Source organism: Roseovarius pacificus (assembly GCF_900142665.1).
GTDB classification, from domain to species: Bacteria; Pseudomonadota; Alphaproteobacteria; order Rhodobacterales; family Rhodobacteraceae; genus Roseovarius; species Roseovarius pacificus.
In genome coordinates this window covers 90,190-107,808 of the sequence record NZ_FRBR01000008.1, presented here as the reverse complement: position 1 = coordinate 107,808, position 17,619 = coordinate 90,190, and the positions used below count along the sequence as shown (strand labels likewise).

18 protein-coding genes are annotated in these 17,619 nt (G+C 61.5%); 6 read left to right on the top strand and 12 right to left on the bottom strand.

Annotated elements, in window-relative coordinates; translation table 11 throughout:
* Positions 1-39: 39 nt before the first annotated feature.
* The 10 genes from BUB53_RS14045 to coxB form a co-directional block, all read right to left on the bottom strand.
* A complete protein-coding gene (locus BUB53_RS14045; protein ID WP_073035404.1) occupies positions 40-858 on the bottom strand; it encodes an MBL fold metallo-hydrolase in 819 nt (272 codons plus the stop codon).
* A 99-nt stretch (positions 859-957) separates the two neighbouring features.
* Positions 958-1,542, bottom strand: coding sequence for a GNAT family N-acetyltransferase (locus BUB53_RS14040; RefSeq protein WP_188745006.1), 585 nt, complete (start codon positions 1,540-1,542; stop codon positions 958-960).
* Positions 1,542-2,804, bottom strand: coding sequence for a M16 family metallopeptidase (locus BUB53_RS14035; RefSeq protein ID WP_073035403.1), 1,263 nt, complete (start codon positions 2,802-2,804; stop codon positions 1,542-1,544). The genes BUB53_RS14040 and BUB53_RS14035 overlap by 1 nt, the downstream gene beginning before the upstream one ends.
* Positions 2,801-4,189 carry a threonine synthase gene (thrC, locus tag BUB53_RS14030; protein ID WP_073035402.1) on the bottom strand — a complete coding sequence of 463 codons (1,389 nt, stop codon included), beginning with the start codon at positions 4,187-4,189 and terminating at the stop codon, positions 2,801-2,803. The genes BUB53_RS14035 and thrC overlap by 4 nt, the downstream gene beginning before the upstream one ends.
* Positions 4,186-4,869, bottom strand: coding sequence for an SURF1 family protein (locus BUB53_RS14025; RefSeq protein ID WP_073035401.1), 684 nt, complete (start codon positions 4,867-4,869; stop codon positions 4,186-4,188). Before BUB53_RS14025 ends, thrC begins: the two co-directional genes overlap by 4 nt.
* 84 nt (positions 4,870-4,953) lie before the next feature.
* A complete protein-coding gene (locus tag BUB53_RS14020) occupies positions 4,954-5,766 on the bottom strand; it encodes a cytochrome c oxidase subunit 3 (protein ID WP_073035400.1) in 813 nt (270 codons plus the stop codon).
* A gap of 26 nt (positions 5,767-5,792) precedes the next feature.
* On the bottom strand, positions 5,793-6,377 hold the full coding sequence (locus tag BUB53_RS14015) for a cytochrome c oxidase assembly protein (RefSeq protein ID WP_073035399.1): 585 nt from the start codon (positions 6,375-6,377) through the stop codon (positions 5,793-5,795).
* Positions 6,377-6,541 carry a hypothetical protein gene (locus tag BUB53_RS22990; protein ID WP_188745005.1) on the bottom strand — a complete coding sequence of 55 codons (165 nt, stop codon included), beginning with the start codon at positions 6,539-6,541 and terminating at the stop codon, positions 6,377-6,379. The genes BUB53_RS14015 and BUB53_RS22990 overlap by 1 nt, the downstream gene beginning before the upstream one ends.
* A gap of 2 nt (positions 6,542-6,543) precedes the next feature.
* On the bottom strand, positions 6,544-7,485 hold the full coding sequence (cyoE, locus tag BUB53_RS14010) for a heme o synthase (protein WP_073035398.1): 942 nt from the start codon (positions 7,483-7,485) through the stop codon (positions 6,544-6,546).
* An 84-nt stretch (positions 7,486-7,569) separates the two neighbouring features.
* Positions 7,570-8,412: a cytochrome c oxidase subunit II gene (coxB, locus tag BUB53_RS14005; RefSeq protein ID WP_073035397.1), complete on the bottom strand. Its 843-nt coding sequence runs from the start codon at positions 8,410-8,412 to the stop codon at positions 7,570-7,572.
* 193 nt (positions 8,413-8,605) lie between these two features.
* On the opposite strand from coxB, the gene tldD reads away from it, so the two are divergent.
* Entirely contained in the window at positions 8,606-10,033 is a 1,428-nt protein-coding gene (tldD, locus tag BUB53_RS14000; protein WP_073035396.1) for a metalloprotease TldD, read from the top strand.
* Between the two features lie 92 nt (positions 10,034-10,125).
* Here the strand turns inward: tldD and BUB53_RS13995 are convergent, their stop codons facing one another.
* The gene (locus BUB53_RS13995) at positions 10,126-10,320 is read right to left on the bottom strand and encodes an Lrp/AsnC ligand binding domain-containing protein (RefSeq protein WP_073035395.1); all 195 of its coding nucleotides are present in this window, start codon (positions 10,318-10,320) and stop codon (positions 10,126-10,128) included.
* Between the two features lie 474 nt (positions 10,321-10,794).
* Here BUB53_RS13995 and dprA point away from each other — a divergent pair, with 474 nt between their 5' ends.
* From dprA to BUB53_RS13975, 4 genes are all read left to right on the top strand, one after another.
* Complete coding sequence (gene dprA / locus BUB53_RS13990) at positions 10,795-11,952, top strand: DNA-processing protein DprA (RefSeq protein WP_073035394.1); 1,158 nt, start codon at positions 10,795-10,797, stop codon at positions 11,950-11,952.
* Positions 11,953-12,121: 169 nt separating this feature from the next.
* Positions 12,122-14,641, top strand: coding sequence for a type I DNA topoisomerase (gene topA, locus BUB53_RS13985; RefSeq protein ID WP_073035393.1), 2,520 nt, complete (start codon positions 12,122-12,124; stop codon positions 14,639-14,641).
* Between the two features lie 112 nt (positions 14,642-14,753).
* Entirely contained in the window at positions 14,754-15,449 is a 696-nt protein-coding gene (locus BUB53_RS13980; protein WP_073035392.1) for a CoA transferase subunit A, read from the top strand.
* A gap of 64 nt (positions 15,450-15,513) precedes the next feature.
* Positions 15,514-16,140: a CoA transferase subunit B gene (locus tag BUB53_RS13975; protein WP_073035465.1), complete on the top strand. Its 627-nt coding sequence runs from the start codon at positions 15,514-15,516 to the stop codon at positions 16,138-16,140.
* A 56-nt stretch (positions 16,141-16,196) separates the two neighbouring features.
* Here BUB53_RS13975 and BUB53_RS13970 read toward each other — a convergent pair whose 3' ends face one another.
* Positions 16,197-17,006: a lytic transglycosylase domain-containing protein gene (locus BUB53_RS13970; protein ID WP_073035391.1), complete on the bottom strand. Its 810-nt coding sequence runs from the start codon at positions 17,004-17,006 to the stop codon at positions 16,197-16,199.
* A gap of 356 nt (positions 17,007-17,362) precedes the next feature.
* Here BUB53_RS13970 and BUB53_RS13965 point away from each other — a divergent pair, with 356 nt between their 5' ends.
* Positions 17,363-17,611, top strand: a complete 249-nt coding sequence (locus BUB53_RS13965) for a Flp family type IVb pilin (protein WP_073035390.1) — start codon at positions 17,363-17,365, stop codon at positions 17,609-17,611.
* Positions 17,612-17,619: the final 8 nt, after the last annotated feature.

Here is a 17,619-nt window from a genome sequence, read left to right as displayed (position 1 = left end):
GCGGTACGGTCCAGCCTTTCTTTGGGCGCGGACACGCCCCTATTCCGCCTCCCGCAGCAGCGCGGGGCGCAATACCATGATCGTCGGGCGCTCCGGCAGGCTGCGCAACGATACGGTGATTTCCGACGTGCCGGTTTCGACGATCTCGAAATCCCCTTCCATCCCGGCCAAAAAGCGGCCAAGCGACCCGTCGGCGAACCAGTGCATCGGAATCACGATCCGGGCTTTCAGCCGACGCAACACGTTCATCATGTTGTCCAGCGGCATGGTATACCCGCCGTCGACCGGGGCCATGACGACATCCATACGGCCAAGCGCCGCGTATTGTTCATCGCTCGGTTCATGATGCAAATGCCCCAGATGGCCGATGCACAGGCCCGCGGCCTCAAACACGAAAATCGAATTGCCGTTGGGTTCGCCCCCACCGTCCCAGCCACGAATATCGGTGGGAACATTGCGCACCACCATGCCACCAAGATCGAGGTAATGCTCGGCTCCAGCGCTGGTGTCCCCCCATCCGCGCAGCACATGGGGGATTGCCGGATCGGGGTTGGCCGTCCAGTGGGTGGAATGGGCATGGTTCATCGTCACCACGTCGGGAATGAAATCCACATTACCGATGAACCCCGTGAAATCGGTCACCGCCGAGAGGCCATCCTCGGTCTGCAACAGAAACGCGGCATGCGAGATATAGCGCAGCCGGACTGAAAACTCGGGCACCGGATCACGAAAGCTGGCCTTATGCAGGACTTCGACGCCCGGTGTGTTTTGCGCCACGGCGATGCAATGGCTGGGGCGACGGTCCTGCGCGGTGGCGGATGTGGCCAGCAGGCCCATAAACAGGAGTAGTCGAATCATGGCTCAGCACCTCCTTGTCGTCGCAAGGATAGGGCAATCCGCGATTTTACGTCAGTCTTTATTGGTGAGCCGGTCAACCGCCAACATGTAAAGGGCGGGTCAGCCGACGCCGGTGCGCCCGCGCCTGTCCATGCGCAACGCGGCATAGAGCACATGAGTGCGCCAGCGGCCATTGATCTGCAAATAGCTTTGCGCGACGCCTTCGTACTTGAAGCCGGATTTCTCCAGCAAACCGCGCGAGGCATGGTTTTCGGGCAGGCAGGCGGCTTCGATCCGGCTCAGATCAAGGCGTTCAAAGGCGTGATGAACAACACCGAGGATCGCTTCACGCATGTATCCCTGCCGGGCATGGGGCTCGCCGATCCAGTAGCCCAAGGTGCCCGCCTGAGCCGGGCCGCGCCGGATATTGTCGAGCGTGATCGCCCCCAGCAATACGTTATCCGTCCGGCGGATCAGGAACAGTGGCAACGCCGTGCCCTGAGAGATCGACCGCTGCGCCCAGTAAACCCGATTGGAAAATCCCTTGCGCGCCAGATGATCATCCGCCCATGTCGGCTCCCACGGGATCAGGAAATCGGCGCTTTCCTTGCGCAGGGTCGCCCATTCGCGGTGATCGTTCAGCAGGGGCTGGCGCAGGGTCAGGCGTTCGGTTTCGATCCGAACTTTCCGGCGCGGCAGGAACATCAGGCGGCGCGCCTGTCCTGTAACGCCGCAAGGGTGGGTGCGGCCTCGACCGGGCCATAAAGGGCCATCGCCGCCGGTGCGGTGCTGATCGTCGTTTCGGCCAGACGCCGGACATCGCCAAGGGTTACCGCATCGATCCTTTCGACCACCTCGTCCAGTGGCGGCACGCGGTTCCATATCTGCAACATGCGCGCCAATCGCTCGGCCCGGTTCGACGGGCTTTCCAGCCCCATCATCAGCCCGGCCTTCATCTGCGCGCGGGCGCGCTCGATCTCGTCCACGCGGAAATCGCCCGCCGCACGTTTCATTTCGTCCAGCGTGATCTGCGCCAGATTGGCCATTTCACCGGCGGAGGTGCCGGCATAGATCGTCATCATGCCCGTATCGGCATAGGCCCCGACCTGCGAAAAGATCGTATAGCACAGGCCGCGCTTTTCGCGGATTTCCTGAAACAGACGGGACGACATCGAGCCGCCAAGCGCCGAGGCATAGATTTGCGCGGCGTAGATATCGGGATGGCTGTATTCGGGGCTTTCGAAGGCCAGCGCGAAATGTGCCTGTTCCAGTTCCTTCACCCGGCGGCTTTCCCCCCCGGCAAAGCGCGCGATATCGGGGGTATAGGGCGCCTTGGGGGCCATATCTCCGAACAGCCGCTCGGCGGCCTTGACCAGCGCACCGTGATCCACGGCCCCCGCCGCAGCCAGAACCATCTGGCCGGGGCCGTAATGTTCATCGACGAAGGCCACAAGATCATCGCGGGAAAATGCCCCCACACGTTCTTCGGGACCGAGAATGGTGCGCCCCAGCGGATGATCGGGATAGGCCTTTTCCTGCAGCCAGTCGAAAATGATGTCATCCGGCGTATCCAGCGCCTGACCGATCTCTTGCAGGATCACGCCGCGCTCGATCTCGATCTCGCGGCCCTCGAACAGCGGATTGCGCAGGATGTCCGCGACCACGTCCAGCGCCAGCGGCACGTCATCCTTCAAGACCCGCGCGTAATAGGCCGTCACCTCGCGCGAGGTGTAGGCGTTGATATAGCCGCCCACATCCTCGATCGCCTCGGCGATGGCCAATGCGCTGCGTGTCCTGGTGCCCTTGAACGCCATGTGTTCAAGGAAATGCGCGATGCCGTTCTGCGCGGCGCGTTCGTGCCGTGCCCCTGCGTTGACCCAGATACCGATGGCTGCGGATTGCAGGCCCGGCATGGCCTCGGTCACGATGCGAAACCCGTTGTCGAGCGTAGTCAGATTGACGGTCAATGCCCGGTCCGTTCCTTTATGAGTGCTTCAATCGCGCCCAGATCGTTATCGACTCGGCTGACGCGTTCCGACCGCTCATACAGGTCCGACATGCGTTCGGGCAAGGGGGGATGCACATTGCTGGCCTCTTCCACCGCCGCGGGGAACTTGGCCGGATGGGCGGTGGCCAGCGTGATCATCGGGGTGCCGGGAACGCGCGCCTCGTTCGCAACCTTGACGCCCACGGCGCTGTGCGGGCACAGCAACTCGCCCGAGGCGGCCCATGTATCGCGGATGGTGGCGCGGGTTTCGTCCTCGTCGCAGCGACCGCTGTCGAAGGTCTCGCGCAGCGCCTGCAAGGCCCCCTGGCTGACACTGAACCCGCCCGCCTTCAGCTCGTCCATCAGTTGCGCCACGGCGTTGCCGTCCTGCCCGTAGGCGTAATAAAGCGCGCGTTCGAAATTGGAACTGACCTGAATGTCCATCGACGGGCTGATCGAGGGGATCACGCCATCGGGTTTGTATTCGCTGCTCGTCAGGCAGCGGTGCAGAATATCGTTCTGATTGGTGGCCACCACCAGCCGGTCGATGGGCAGGCCCATCCGCTTGGCGATGTAACCGGCGAAAATGTCGCCGAAATTGCCGGTCGGCACGGTAAAGCTGACCTTGCGCTGCGGTGCGCCAAGGCTGACCGCCGAGGTGAAGTAATAGACCACCTGCGCCAGCACCCGCGCCCAGTTGATCGAGTTGACACCTGCCAACCCCACCGCATCGCGGAAGGCGAAATCGTTGAACATGTCCTTCACGCGGGCCTGGCAATCGTCGAAATGCCCGTCCATCGCCAGTGCATGCACGTTGTCCTCGGTCGGGGTGGTCATCTGGCGACGCTGCACTTCGGAGACGCGGCCATGCGGAAACAGGATGAACACATCCACCGCATCCAGCCCCCGGAACGCCTCGATGGCGGCGCTGCCGGTATCGCCGCTCGTCGCGCCGACGATGCACACCCGCTGACCGTTGCGTTTGAGCGCGGCCTCGAACAACTGGCCGATCAGTTGCATGGCGAAATCCTTGAACGCCAGTGTCGGGCCGTGGAACAGTTCCAACAGGAAATGCCCGCTGTCCAGTTGCACCAGCGGCGCGCGGGCGGCATGGCCGAACCCGGCATAGGCGCGCGCGATGATGTCCTGGAACTCTTCATCGGTGAAGGCATCGCCGATGAACGGGCGCATCACGCGAAACGCCACTTCTTCATAGCTCAGCCCCTCGAGCGCGGCGATGTCGCCCGCGCTCATCTGCGGAATGCTTTCGGGCAGGTACAGCCCGCCATCGCGCGCAAGCCCGGTCAGCATCGTCTCTTCAAAGCTGAGAACGGGCGCCTGCCCGCGGGTCGAGATATATTTCATGTGCCTTCGCCTTTGGCTGACTGGCGCATCCGCCAGAGAAAATAACCGGTCATCACCGCCCAGACCGCGGCCAGCGAAAACCATGTGATCGCATATTCCAGATGATCGTTCGCGATGTGGCTGGTGTCCACAGGCAGCGGAGTCAACGGATCGTCGGAAAACGATGTTTCGCGCGCGACGACCAACAGCGGCTCGGTATCCAGCACCCCGGCCATCTGATCCAGATCTCGGGCGAACCACGTATTGTCCGCCACGTCATTGTCGGGGGTCGAACTGTTACGGTCGTCCGGCCAGTGCAGGTTGCCCGTAACCGTCACCTCGCCCTGTGGCGGGGCGGGAATATCGCGGCCCACCTTGACGAAGCCGCGATCCAGCAGAATACGCCGTTCCCCCATGTCCAGCGCCGAAATCACCCGATAGCCCGCACCGACCTGTTTCTGGCTGACCAGCACACGCAGGGCCTGATCGCCCACCTGCCCCGTCACCTGCACCGGCAGGTAACGATCCCCCTCGGGATCGGGTGCAGCAGGCAGTTCCACGGGATCGGCGGCGATGCGCGCCTCGATATCGGCCAGGATGCCCTCTTTCCACGCCAGCCGCTGCATCTGCCAGACGCCCAGCCCCACCAGCACCGCGATGCCGGCAATGCCGAAGATCAGGGGAACGATATAGCGTGCCAAGTCGGGCTCCGTTCAAAAGGAAAAGCGCGCGAAACCCGCGCGCTTTGCTTTCTTGCGTTTTGTGGCCGGGTTTTCAACCCACGTTCAGCCGCCCCAGATGTAAACTGCGGCAAACAGGAACAGCCAGACCACGTCGACGAAGTGCCAGTACCATGCCGCCGCCTCGAACCCGATGTGGTTTTCCGGGGTGAAGTGACCGCGCATCACGCGCATCAGGCAGACGAACAGGAAGATCGTCCCGATGACCACATGCGCCCCGTGGAAACCCGTGGCCATGAAGAAGTTCGCGCCATAGATATTGCCCGAGAACCCGAACGCCGCGTGGCTGTATTCGTAGACCTGAAACAGGGTGAACAATGCGCCCAGTGCAATGGCGATCGTCAGGCCGGTCTTCATGTCCTTGCGGTTGTTTTCATGCACCAAAGCGTGGTGTGCCCATGTCGCCGCCGCGCCCGAACACAGCAGGATCAGCGTGTTGATCAGCGGCAGGTGCCACGGGTCGAAGGTTTCGATCCCCGCAGGAGGCCACTGCCCGTCCACCGCAGGGCTTTCCGGCCCCATCGGGTACATGGCGTGCTTGAAGAAGCTCCAGAACCACGCGGCAAAGAACATCACCTCGGACATGATGAACATTATGAAGCCATAGCGCAGGCCGATGCGGACAACCGGGGTGTGATCGCCCGCCTGATTTTCGGCCACGGTGTCCGACCACCAGCCGAACATGACATAGAGCACGCCGACAAGGCCGATCAGGAACACCCAGGGCTGATTGCTTTCCGCTTGCGGCGAAATCATCAGCACCGCGCCAAACAGCATGACGAACGCCGCCAATGCGCCGAGCAGCGGCCAGATTGAGGGGTTCAGAATGTGATAATCGTGGTTCTTTTCGTGTGCCATCTTGGTCTTTATCCCTCGTGGAAGGCTCAGTTCAGAGTGTTATCGGTTTCATCGCCCCGATCAAGAGCGGCCTGCTCTTCCTCGGGCATGTCGATTTCGTAGAATGTATAGGACAGCGTGATCGTGTGAACGTATTTGGCGTCCCTGTCGGTGACGATCTCGGGGTCGACATAGAATGTGACCGGCATCTCGACCCGCTCACCGGGTTGCAGGATTTGCTCGGTAAAGCAGAAGCAGTCGATCTTGGTGAAAAATCCGCCCGCCTCGAACGGGGTCACGTTATAACTGGACTGCCCCGCAATCGGGTGGTCTGTCGGGTTGTAGGCCTCGTAGAAGGCCAGTCCGGTTTCGCCGATCTTCAACTCCATCTCGCGCTGCATGGGCTTGAACGTCCAGGGAAAGCCGCGTGCCTTGCTGGCGTCGAAACGGATCTTGATGGTTTTATCCAGAATTTCGTCCGATCCGGCGGTTGCCACGCTGGTTTCGCCGCCGAACCCGGTGACCCGGCAGAACCAGTCATACAAGGGTACCGACGCCCAGGCGAGGCCGCCCATAAGCAGCACGACGCCCACCAGGCGCACCACCACTTTGGAATTCGCGTCCATTGCCATCAGTCCTGCACCTCGTTTTGCGGCTTCATGGCAAAGCCTTCGACACCGACCTTGACCACCGTCAGGCCGAACACCAGTGCCACGAACGCGGCCAGTACCAGACCAAGGCCCAGATTGCGGCTGAAGCGGCGCTTGTGCAGGTCATGCTGATCGCGAAAGCTCATGCTCACCAGCCTCCCAGCCCGAAGGGCACCAGCGACGCCTCGAGCGCGATAGCCACGAAATGGGCGAACAGGTAGTAAAGCGACAGGCGGAAAAATTTCTTTTCCACCGCATAGTTGTCATCCTCGGCCATACCTTCGTCACGCCGCCAGATGCGCAGCGCGCCGATCAGGAACGCCGCGTTCAGGACAATGGCCACCGTCAGATAGATTGGCCCGCCGACCGAGGTGAACGCCGTGGCGATGGCCAGACCGGCCAGCAGCAGGGTGTAAACAAGAATATGAATACGGGTCGCGCGACGGCCATGCGTGACCGTCAGCATCGGCACGCCCGCCTCGTCATAATCCGAGCGCATGAACAGCGCCAAAGCCCAGAAATGCGGTGGCGTCCACATGAAGATCAGGGCGAACATGAGGATCGATTCGATACTGATCGTTCCAGTCGCGGCGGCCCAGCCGATCATCGGCGGAAACGCCCCGGCGGCACCGCCGATCACGATATTCTGCGGCGTCCACCGCTTGAGCCACATCGAATAGATCACGACGTAAAAGAAGATCGTGAAGGCCAGCAGACCCGCGGCCAGCAGGTTCGTCGCCAGCCCCAGCATGACAACGGCAAAGCCGGCCAGCGTGATGCCAAAGGCAAACGCCTCGTCCTCGCTGACCTTGCCGGCGGGGATGGGGCGTTTGCGGGTGCGCTTCATCACCCGGTCGATATCCGCATCCCACCACATGTTCAGCGCGCCCGAGGCGCCGCCGCCCACGGCGATGAACAGGATCGCCGCAAAGCCCACAAGCGGATGCACCCCCACCGGGGCGGCCAGAAGGCCGACAAAAGCGGTAAACACGACCAGCGTCATCACGCGCGGCTTGAGCAGGGCAAAATAATCGCCGAACTCGGCGTCGCCTTGCTGCGTGCTGGCTGTATTCAGGCTTGCGTCGCTCATCATGTTCTCCGTAGGGGCCGAAACGCCGCGATGGGGTCATCGCGGAGGCGGCAGGCGGGCGCGCCGCAGCGCACCCGCGTCAAATCAGTTGGCCGAGGCCACCTGCACGCTTTGCGGCGTACCGGCGTATTCCTCGATCGCGCCTTGCAGCCAGAGATCGTATTCTTCCTGGCTGACGACTTTGACCGTGATCGGCATATAGGCGTGGTCCTTGCCGCACAGTTCACTGCACTGACCGAAATAAACGCCTTCTTTCTCGGCCTTGAACCACAGTTCGGCCAGACGGCCCGGCACCGCGTCCTGCTTCACGCCGAAGGCGGGGATCGTCCAGCTGTGGATCACGTCCGCGCCGGTAACCTGCATGACCACGGTCTTGTCCACCGGCACGACAACAGCGGTGTTGGTCGCCAGCAGGTATTCATCCTGGCCGTAGCCGTATTCCTCAAGTTCGTCGCGCGCCAGCAGGAAGCTGTCGAAGGCGAATTCGTGATCGGTGTATTCATAGCCCCAGTACCACTGATAGCCGGTCACCTTGATGTTGATGTCGCCCTCGGGGATTTCCTGCTGCTTGAACAGAACCGGCAGCGAGAACGCACCGATGAACACCAGGATCACGATCGGAACGATTGTCCACGCCACTTCCAGCGGCTGGTTGTGGGTGAAGCTGGCCGATTCCGGGTTCGACTTCCTGTTGTAGCGAACGATCACGATCAACAGCAGGGCACAGACGAAAATGACGATCGCCGTGATGATCACGAGGATCATGCCGTCCAGCCACTGAAGGTCGCGGGCCAACTCGGTCGCTGCCGGCTGGAACCCGATGCCGCCCTGCTCGGGCCGGCCGATGATCTCAAGCCCCTCCTGCGCGCGCGCAGGGAGGGCAGAAAAGGCGGCCAGTACGGCCAGAAGGCTGGAAAGAAGTCGCATTTTACACCCTGATCGGTTGAAGCGGTATCTGTTTTGGACACGAAATTCCCCGCATACGGCGGAATCCCGTTGTTTCATCGCAGGTAGAAACCATATTCTGAGCACCCAGACAAGAAAGACACTGCGGCAAACGGACGCTTTTTTTGATTTAGATCAAAATTCCGTGTCGCACCCCTAACAAGGACGCCCCTTTATGACCGACACCGCCGCCTTTCGCCCGTTCGAAACGATGCTCGACCGCGACGCCGCCCTGCGACGCCTGTCCGAGGCGACCGCAGGCGCAGATGACGGCGAACTGTTTCTCGAACGCCGCCAGTCCGAGGCGCTGGTGTTCGACGATGGCCGGGTCAAGACCGCCTCGTTCGATGCGGCGCAGGGGTTCGGCCTGCGCGCCGTGCGCGGCGAGGTGTCGGGCTATGCCCATTCCTCGGAAATCTCCGAACCCGCGCTGACCCGCGCGGTTGAAACCGCACGCCTGGCCGTGGGCGACGGTGGCGGCACGATGGCCCCGCCCCCACCACGCACCAACCGGCACCTGTATACGGATGCCGATCCCATCGCCGGGGCGGGCTTCCCGGTCAAGCTGGAAACCCTGCGCGAGATCGACGAGTTCGCCCGCAGCCTCGACCCCCGCGTGGTGCAGGTCACGGCCACGCTGGCCGCCTCGCATCAGGAGGTGGTGATTCTGCGCCCCGATGGCACCGAGGCCTCCGACTCGCGCCCCATGACACGGCTGAACGTATCGGTCATCGTCGATCAGGACGGGCGGCGCGAGTCCGGCACCGCTGGCGGCGGCGGGCGGATCGGGCTGGATGGTCTGATCGACCCCGCCGACTGGCAGGCCAAGGCGCACGAGGCGCTGCGCATCGCACTGGTCAATCTGCGGGCCGAACCGGCCCCGGCGGGTGTGATGGATGTGGTGCTTGGCCCCGGCTGGCCCGGTATCCTGCTGCACGAGGCCATCGGCCACGGGCTGGAAGGCGATTTCAACCGCAAGGGCAGTTCCGCCTTTGCCGGGCTGATGGGCCAACGCATCGCTGCCCCCGGCGTGACCGTGTTGGACGACGGCACCATCCCCGACCGGCGCGGGTCGATCACCGTGGATGACGAAGGCACGCCAAGCGGCAAGAACGTCCTGATCGAGGACGGCATCCTTGTCGGCTATATGCAGGATCGCCAGAACGCCCGCCTGATGGGCGTCGACCCGACCGGCAACGGACGCCGCGAAAGCTATGCCCATGCGCCGATGCCCCGCATGACAAATACCTACATGCTGGGCGGCGATGCCGATCCTGCCGACATCGTGGCCGACCTGAAGGACGGGATTTATGCCGTGGGCTTTGGAGGCGGACAGGTGGACATCACCAACGGCAAGTTCGTGTTTTCCTGCACCGAGGCCTATCGCGTGCAAAACGGCAAGGTCGGCGCACCGGTCAAGGGCGCCACGCTGATCGGCGACGGGGCCACCGCGCTGCAACAGATCCGCGCGCTCGGCAACGACATGGCGCTCGATCCCGGCATGGGCAATTGCGGCAAGGCGGGCCAATGGGTGCCGGTTGGCGTGGGCCAGCCCACGGTGATGATCGGTGGGCTGACGGTGGGCGGCTCGGCGGCGGGGTAACGAAAGCCCCCGGAAACACGGCTTGATCACAGCAGGGCTTTTCCTCCTCTCACCACGCCGAGAGGAAGAGAAGCCCAGAGACCAAACGGCCCTCAAATGTGATCGAGGGGCAGTTCTGTCGTATCCTTTATCTCTTCCATGACGAAACTCGCCGATATGTCAGCAACCCCCACCTTGCGAATGAGCCGCTGATAAAACGCGTCATACTCCCGAACGCTCGCGACCCGCGCCTTCAGGAGATAGTCAAGCTCACCGCTGGTTCTCCAGACGCCCTGAATTTCCGGCATATCCCGCACGGCGCACGTTCTGTTCGAGAAAACCGCAAGTCGAATGATCGCCGGGATGTATGCGCGCACCCAAAACAGGGGGTCGTGACAAGGCGGGCCTCCGCACAAATTTACCTGCCGGTAATGAGCGGACGAATGCGTCACGCATCCTTCGGAGCTCCGGCCATCTGGTCAGTCATGATGTCCCCCCAAACGGATCAGCCTGCCGCTCAGGCCCTTCCCATTTCGTAACCCCATCGCGCGCTCGGGTCACGACTCACCGGTCCGGTGTCGTGACCGACATCGGCACTGACGCGATACCGACGTGATACCGATGCAATACCGACACCTCCCGAAAACCGAGAGAAAAATAATTAATATTATAAATCAATAATTTACGTGAATTTCTCCAAAAACACCCGACTCACCCATCGCGGGTTTACCCAGCGTTAACCACCCAACCCGATAGTGATCGTGCAGCACGGCGAGGTCACGATGTCCGAGGATACACATCCTTCCACTCACCCCCCACTCCCACCCACCACGGAAGATGATCGGATATCGTGGCTTCGCCTGTTGCGCTCACACCGGGTTGGCCCCTCCACCTTCTACCGGCTGATGGGCGAACACGGATCGGCCCGCGCCGCACTCGACGCGCTGCCAGAGGTCGCACGCGCCGCCGGGGTCGAGAATTACAGCCCCTGCCCCGAAGGTATGGCACATGCCGAACTGAAAGCCGCCCGCGCCTGTGGCGCACACATGATCTGTGTCGGAAGCGATACCTACCCCACTGATCTGCAACAGATTTCCGATGCTCCGCCCATCCTTTGGGCTATCGGCGATCTGTCGGTTCTCACCCGCCCGTTGGTCGCCCTCGTGGGCGCGCGCAATGCCTCGTCGCTTGGCTTGCGCATGGCCAAGGGTCTCGCCGCCGATCTGGCCGGGCATGGCCATGTAATCGTATCGGGGCTGGCCCGCGGTATAGATACCGCGGCCCATTCCGCCACGCTGGACAGCGGCACCATTGCTGTCATGGCCGGTGGAGTGGACGTGATGTACCCGGCGGAAAATACCCGTCTGGCCGATGACATCGCCAAAACCGGGCTCCGTCTGTCCGAGCAGCCCATGGGAACGGTCCCGCAGGCACGCCATTTTCCCCGCCGAAACAGACTCATAAGCGGCCTTTCACAAGCCGTCATCGTGGTCGAGGCCGCCGCAAAATCCGGCTCTCTCATCACAGCACGCACCGCGCTTGATCAGGGGCGCGAGGTTCTGGCCGTTCCCGGCCACCCTTTCGATGCCCGCGCCGCCGGATGCAACATGCTGATCCGCGACGGAGCCACGCTGGTGCGCAAGGCCGAGGATGTAGTCGAAGCGTTGCCGGATCGCAAAGCCACACAAGAGGCCCCTGAAATACAACAGGAAATGCCGCTGCGGCCAACGGACGCTCCTGCACCCAACAAACGCAGCCTGCGCGAAACCGCAGCCCTGCACAGCCAGATTCTGGACCGTCTCGGCCCCTCACCGCTGGCCGAGGATCAACTGATCCGCGACCTTCAAGCCCCAGCCAATGCGGTAACCCCGGTTTTGACCGACCTCGAACTGGATGGCCGCATCCGGCGGCAGCCCGGCGGTTTGCTGTCGCTGGCCTGACCACCCCATACCTGCACTCCATTTCTGCTCTCCGGACCAATCTCCCCCGTCTCCGAGGGCGCGCGGCACAATGTCCATCGCTCCCTTGATCAGGTGACATTGACAATTCCCCTTGCCACCCCACATGGTCCGCCGCCATAAGTCTCGTCCCGAGTCGAAAGGAGTTTCCATGCCCGTCGTCGTTGTCGAATCCCCGGCTAAGGCCAAGACTATCAACAAATATTTGGGGTCCGACTATACGGTTCTGGCGTCCTATGGACATGTCCGCGACCTGCCGGCCAAGGACGGCTCGGTCGATCCTGAACACGATTTCGACATGAAATGGGAGGTCGGTTACGACTCTCGCAAGCACGTAAAAGCCATCGCCGACGCGCTGAAAAACGACCAGACCCTGATCCTCGCCACCGACCCCGATCGCGAGGGCGAGGCGATCAGTTGGCACCTGGAAGAGGCCCTGCGCAAACGCAAGGCCATAAAAAAGGACACCAAGGTCAGCCGCGTGGTGTTCAACGCCATCACGAAATCCGCCGTGACCGAGGCGATGAAAAATCCGCGCGACGTGGACGGGGATCTGGTCGAAGCCTATCTGGCACGGCGCGCGCTCGACTACCTGGTGGGGTTCAACCTGTCACCCGTGCTCTGGCGCAAACTGCCCGGCGCGAAATCGGCGGGCCGGGTGCAATCGGTCTGCCTGCGCCTGATCGTCGAGCGTGAGATGGAGATCGAGGCGTTCAAGCCTCGCGAATACTGGTCGGTCAAGGCATTGCTGGCCACGCCCCGCGGTCAGGAGTTCGAGGCACGCCTGACAATTCTGGCCGGCAAGAAGCTGGACAAGTACGATATCGAGAACGGCACGCAGGCCGAACTGGCCGTGCAGGCCATCCAAAGCCGTGATCTGAGCGTGCTGTCGGTCGAGGCCAAGCCCACCTCGCGCAACCCCGCCCCGCCTTTCATGACCTCGACCCTGCAACAAGAGGCCAGCCGCAAGTTCGGCATGGGTGCCCGTCAGACGATGAGCGCCGCACAACGGCTGTATGAGGCGGGATACATTACTTATATGCGGACCGATGGGATCGACATGGCTCCCGAAGCCGTGATGGCCGCCCGTGACGCGATCAAGGACCGGTTCGGCGAGAATTATGTTCCCAAGTCGCCGCGCATGTACAAGAACAAGGCGAAGAACGCGCAGGAGGCGCACGAGTGTATTCGCCCCACCGACATGACGCGCGATGCCAAGGCGATCAAGACCACCGATGCCGATCAGCGCAAACTCTACGATCTGATCTGGAAACGCACCCTTGCCTGCCAGATGGAAGGTGCACGGATGGAACGCACCACCGTCGACATCGGCAGTGCCGACGGACAGGTTGGCCTGCGTGCGACGGGTCAGGTCGTGCTGTTCGACGGCTTTCTCAAGATCTACGAAGAGGGCCGTGACGATCAGGTGGCCGATGACGACGACAAGCGCCTGCCGCAGATTTCCCAAGGTGACAAGGCCAACAAGCGCAGCGTCACGCCCGAACAACATTTCACCCAGCCCCCGCCCCGCTATACCGAGGCGACGCTGGTCAAGAAAATGGAAGAACTGGGCATCGGACGGCCGTCGACCTATGCCAGCATCGTCACCACGATCCAGGACCGTGAATATGTCCGGAAGGACAAGAACCGCCTGATCCCCGAAGACAAGGGGCGGATCGTCACGATTTTCCTTCTGAATTTCTTCCGCAAATACGTGGGATATGAATTCACCGCCGACCTCGAAGATGAGCTCGATACCGTCAGCGCGGGCAATCTGGACTATAAGGAAGTGCTCAGCCGGTTCTGGCGCGATTTTTCGGCGGCGATCGCGGAAACCTCCGAATTGCGGATCACAGAGGTGCTGGACGTTCTGGACGATGCGCTGGCCCCCACGCTTTATCCCCCGCGCGAAGATGGCAGCGACCCGCGCGTCTGCCCGCTCTGCGGTGAAGGCAGCCTGCACCTGAAAACCTCGCGCACCGGCGGCTTTGTCGGCTGTTCGCGTTATCCCGAATGCCGTTACACCCGGCCCATAGGTGGCGATGCCAACGACGCGGGGGATCGTATTCTTGGCGAGGATGACGGGGATGAGATCAGCCTGCGTTCGGGCCGGTTCGGCCCCTATGTGCAGCGCGGTGAAGCCACGGAAGAAAACAAGAAGCCCCCGCGCGCCAGCCTGCCCAAGGGCTGGAGCCCGGATGACATGGACCTTGAAAAGGCGTTGATGTTGCTGAGCCTGCCGCGCGAAATAGGCCCGCACCCCGATGACGGCGAAATGATCGAGGCCGGGATCGGGCGCTATGGCCCTTATGTCAAACATGGCCGTCTTTACGCCAACCTCAAGGAGGTCGATGACGTCTTTACCATCGGCATGAACCGCGCGGTCGAGGAACTGGCCAAGAAAGCCGCCTCGCGCGGGCAAGGGCGCGCCACGGCCAAACCGCTCAAGGAACTGGGCGACCACCCCGAATCCGGCGGGCCGGTCAATGTCTTGGACGGGCGCTATGGCCCCTATGTGAAATGGGACAAGATCAACGCGACCCTGCCCAAGGGAACCGAACCGCAAGACGTGACCATGGACATGGCCGTGCAGCTGATTGCCGAAAAAGCCGCGAAAAAAGGCAAAGGCCGCAAGACCACGACCCGCAAGAAAGCCACTGCCAAGAAATAGGCCAGCCCTACGTAGTAATCCTTATGGACGCTTGCGAGCGGGCCTGATCGTTGACTTTGGCCCGTTCCGCACCCCATACCGTTGCAAACGGTTTATCCAGGAGGGTTATGGAATGAACAAGGTCTATGGTACGGCGGCCGAGGCGCTGGACGGTATTCTGCACGACGACATGCTGATTGCCGCCGGGGGCTTTGGCCTCTGCGGTATTCCTGAATTGCTGTTGCAGGCCATCAAGGACAGCGGCGTCAAGGACCTGACCTTTGCCTCGAACAATGCGGGTGTTGACGATTTCGGCATCGGCATTCTTCTGCAAAGCCGCCAGGTGAAGAAGATGATGAGCTCTTATGTGGGCGAAAACGCCGAGTTCATGCGCCAGTACCTGTCGGGCGAGCTGGAGCTGGAATTCAACCCTCAGGGCACCCTGGCCGAACGCATGCGTGCCGGCGGTGCGGGCATTCCCGGCTTTTACACCAAGACCGGCGTCGGCACGCAGGTTGCCGAGGGCAAGGAACACAAGGATTTCGACGGCGAGACCTATATTCTCGAACGCGGCATCTTTGCCGATCTGTCGATTGTCAAGGCATGGAAGGCCGATACCACCGGCAACTGTATCTTCCGCAAGACCGCCCGCAACTTCAACCCGCCGGCGGCAATGTGCGGCAAGATCTGTGTGATGGAAGTGGAAGAGATCGTCGAACCCGGCGAGTTGGACCCCGATCACATCCACCTGCCCGGCATCTACGTGCATCGTCTGATTCAGGGCGAACACGAAAAGCGCATCGAGCAACGCACGACGCGCGCAGCCTGATCGCGGCTCGGGCGGGGCATAGCCCCCGCCGGCCTTCCTCAATTTCCCCAAAAGGAGCATGACCATGGCTTGGGACCGCAATGAAATGGCCGCCCGCGCGGCACAGGAACTGGAAGACGGCACATATGTAAACCTCGGGATCGGCATCCCGACGCTGGTGCCGAACTTCATCCCCGAAGGCGTTCATGTGACGCTGCAATCCGAAAACGGGATGCTGGGCATGGGCCCCTTCCCCGTCGAAGGCACAGAAGACCCCGACCTGATCAATGCCGGCAAGCAAACCATCACCGAACTGCCGCATACCAGCTATTTCGACAGCGCCACCAGCTTTGGCATGATCCGGGGCGGCAAGATCGCCATGGCGATCCTCGGCGCGATGGAAGTGGCGGAAAACGGCGATCTGGCGAACTGGATGATCCCCGGCAAGCTGGTCAAGGGCATGGGCGGCGCGATGGACCTTGTTGCAGGCGTCGGTCGTGTGATCGTGGTGATGGATCACACCAACAAGCACGGCGACAGCAAGCTGCTGAAGGAATGCACCCTGCCGCTGACGGGGACGGGTGTTGTCAACCGGATCATCACCAATCTCGGCGTTCTGGATGTCGTCGAAGGCGGATTGAAGATCGTTGAATGCGCCCCCGGCGTCACCGAGGACGATCTGCGCGCCGCGACCGAGGCAACCATCGTCTGACCTTGGACAGCAAATATGAACAGAAACGGGCCCCCGACCACGGCGGCCCGTTTTAACTATTTCATGGCAAGATTAAGCGCGCAGGCGTCGGTGATCAGGAGGGGCTTGGTCTTGCACAGGCCGATGGCCACCTTGTAGGCGGCCAGAACCTTGGGCACATAGTCGCGCGTTTCGGCAAAGGGCGGCACGCCCTGATGTTTCTTCACGGCGTTTTCCCCGGCGTTATATCCGGCCAGGGCCAGCACCGCATCGCCCCGGAATTCGGCCAGCAGCCAATCCAGATAGGCCACCCCTGCCGCAATATTCTGATCCGGCGACAGGCTGTCGGTCACACCAAAGCGACGCGCGGTATCCGGCATCAACTGCATCAACCCCTGCGCGCCCTTGGGGCTGACCGCCTGTTCACGCCCCCCGGACTCCACAGCGATCACCGCGAGGGCCAGCGCAGGCGAGACCTGCGTACCGATGGTCGCGCGCAGTACACGCTGCCCTTCGGCCTGCGCAATATCTTGCAGGGTTTGCAGTCGAGGTTGCGATACCCGCGTATTTTCCGGCCCGTTGATCAGATGCGCGAAGGCAGTATCCAAACGCTCAACAGCGTTTTCGCCAATATCGGGCGATACCCCGGTCCAGAACCAGGAATAGACGCCCTTCGCCGGTGCAGCGGGTTCATCGACAGGAATCGTCGGGGCAACCACCGCAACTTCGGGCGGTTCGATCTGAACGGTAATACGCTTGCCAGCCCCGCTTTTCGGGGGCTTCCCCATCTTGAAGGTAAAATCGGGAAACGGTGGCGGATCGTCGGCCAACAGGGCCACCGGCGCGAAAATCGCCGCCATAAGCGTCAGAATCCGAACGGATAGCATCTGAAAACTGCCTTGCCTCGTTTTTTATGGAGATCATTGTCGCAAAAGACTGCTGAATTATCCAGAATTGTATTATTCCAAGAAACACTCATCTGGAGATTTTGATCGCCAAATCCCTAAACACGTATAAACCTACACTCTTATTTTTAAACTTAACAATATTTATCAATAAGTTATGAGACACCACAGCAAAACCGCGAATGTTCACGAAAAACGATCTATTCACGCCTAAATCCTGCCTGAATTGAGGTGCTTTATCTGCCCATACCGCAACGGGGACGGCCATTGAGAGAGGCGGCCATCACCCCCCCGGACGCGGTTGAAACCTGAGATATGATCCTTTGGAGGGACCTACCATGATGAAATTTATCAACCAGTTCGTGAAAGACGAAGACGGTGCCGTGACGGTTGACTGGGTCGTGCTGACCGCAGCAGTCGTGGGCCTGGGCATTGCCGGCGTTGCTGCCGTTCAAGGCGGTATTGAAAGCCTCGCTGGCAGCATCGAGTCGCAGTTGGACAGCGCAACCGTCGTTTCCCTCGGTGAGCTCGGTCAAGGCGGCACTGCCGGCGAAGGCGGCGAAGGCGGCGGCGACCCCGAACTCTAAACCATACA

Coding starts and splice junctions, on each gene's coding strand:
- BUB53_RS14045 (WP_073035404.1), bottom strand. CDS start 858: ATGATTCGACTACTCCTGTTTATGGGCCTGCTGGCCACATCCGCCACC.
- BUB53_RS14040 (WP_188745006.1), bottom strand. CDS start 1,542: ATGTTCCTGCCGCGCCGGAAAGTTCGGATCGAAACCGAACGCCTGACC.
- thrC (WP_073035402.1), bottom strand. CDS start 4,189: ATGAAATATATCTCGACCCGCGGGCAGGCGCCCGTTCTCAGCTTTGAA.
- BUB53_RS14020 (WP_073035400.1), bottom strand. CDS start 5,766: ATGGCACACGAAAAGAACCACGATTATCACATTCTGAACCCCTCAATC.
- BUB53_RS14015 (WP_073035399.1), bottom strand. CDS start 6,377: ATGGCAATGGACGCGAATTCCAAAGTGGTGGTGCGCCTGGTGGGCGTC.
- BUB53_RS22990 (WP_188745005.1), bottom strand. CDS start 6,541: ATGAGCTTTCGCGATCAGCATGACCTGCACAAGCGCCGCTTCAGCCGC.
- cyoE (WP_073035398.1), bottom strand. CDS start 7,485: ATGAGCGACGCAAGCCTGAATACAGCCAGCACGCAGCAAGGCGACGCC.
- coxB (WP_073035397.1), bottom strand. CDS start 8,412: ATGCGACTTCTTTCCAGCCTTCTGGCCGTACTGGCCGCCTTTTCTGCC.
- tldD (WP_073035396.1), top strand. CDS start 8,606: ATGACCGACACCGCCGCCTTTCGCCCGTTCGAAACGATGCTCGACCGC.
- BUB53_RS13995 (WP_073035395.1), bottom strand. CDS start 10,320: ATGCCGGAAATTCAGGGCGTCTGGAGAACCAGCGGTGAGCTTGACTAT.
- dprA (WP_073035394.1), top strand. CDS start 10,795: ATGTCCGAGGATACACATCCTTCCACTCACCCCCCACTCCCACCCACC.
- topA (WP_073035393.1), top strand. CDS start 12,122: ATGCCCGTCGTCGTTGTCGAATCCCCGGCTAAGGCCAAGACTATCAAC.
- BUB53_RS13980 (WP_073035392.1), top strand. CDS start 14,754: ATGAACAAGGTCTATGGTACGGCGGCCGAGGCGCTGGACGGTATTCTG.
- BUB53_RS13975 (WP_073035465.1), top strand. CDS start 15,514: ATGGCTTGGGACCGCAATGAAATGGCCGCCCGCGCGGCACAGGAACTG.
- BUB53_RS13970 (WP_073035391.1), bottom strand. CDS start 17,006: ATGCTATCCGTTCGGATTCTGACGCTTATGGCGGCGATTTTCGCGCCG.
- BUB53_RS13965 (WP_073035390.1), top strand. CDS start 17,363: ATGATGAAATTTATCAACCAGTTCGTGAAAGACGAAGACGGTGCCGTG.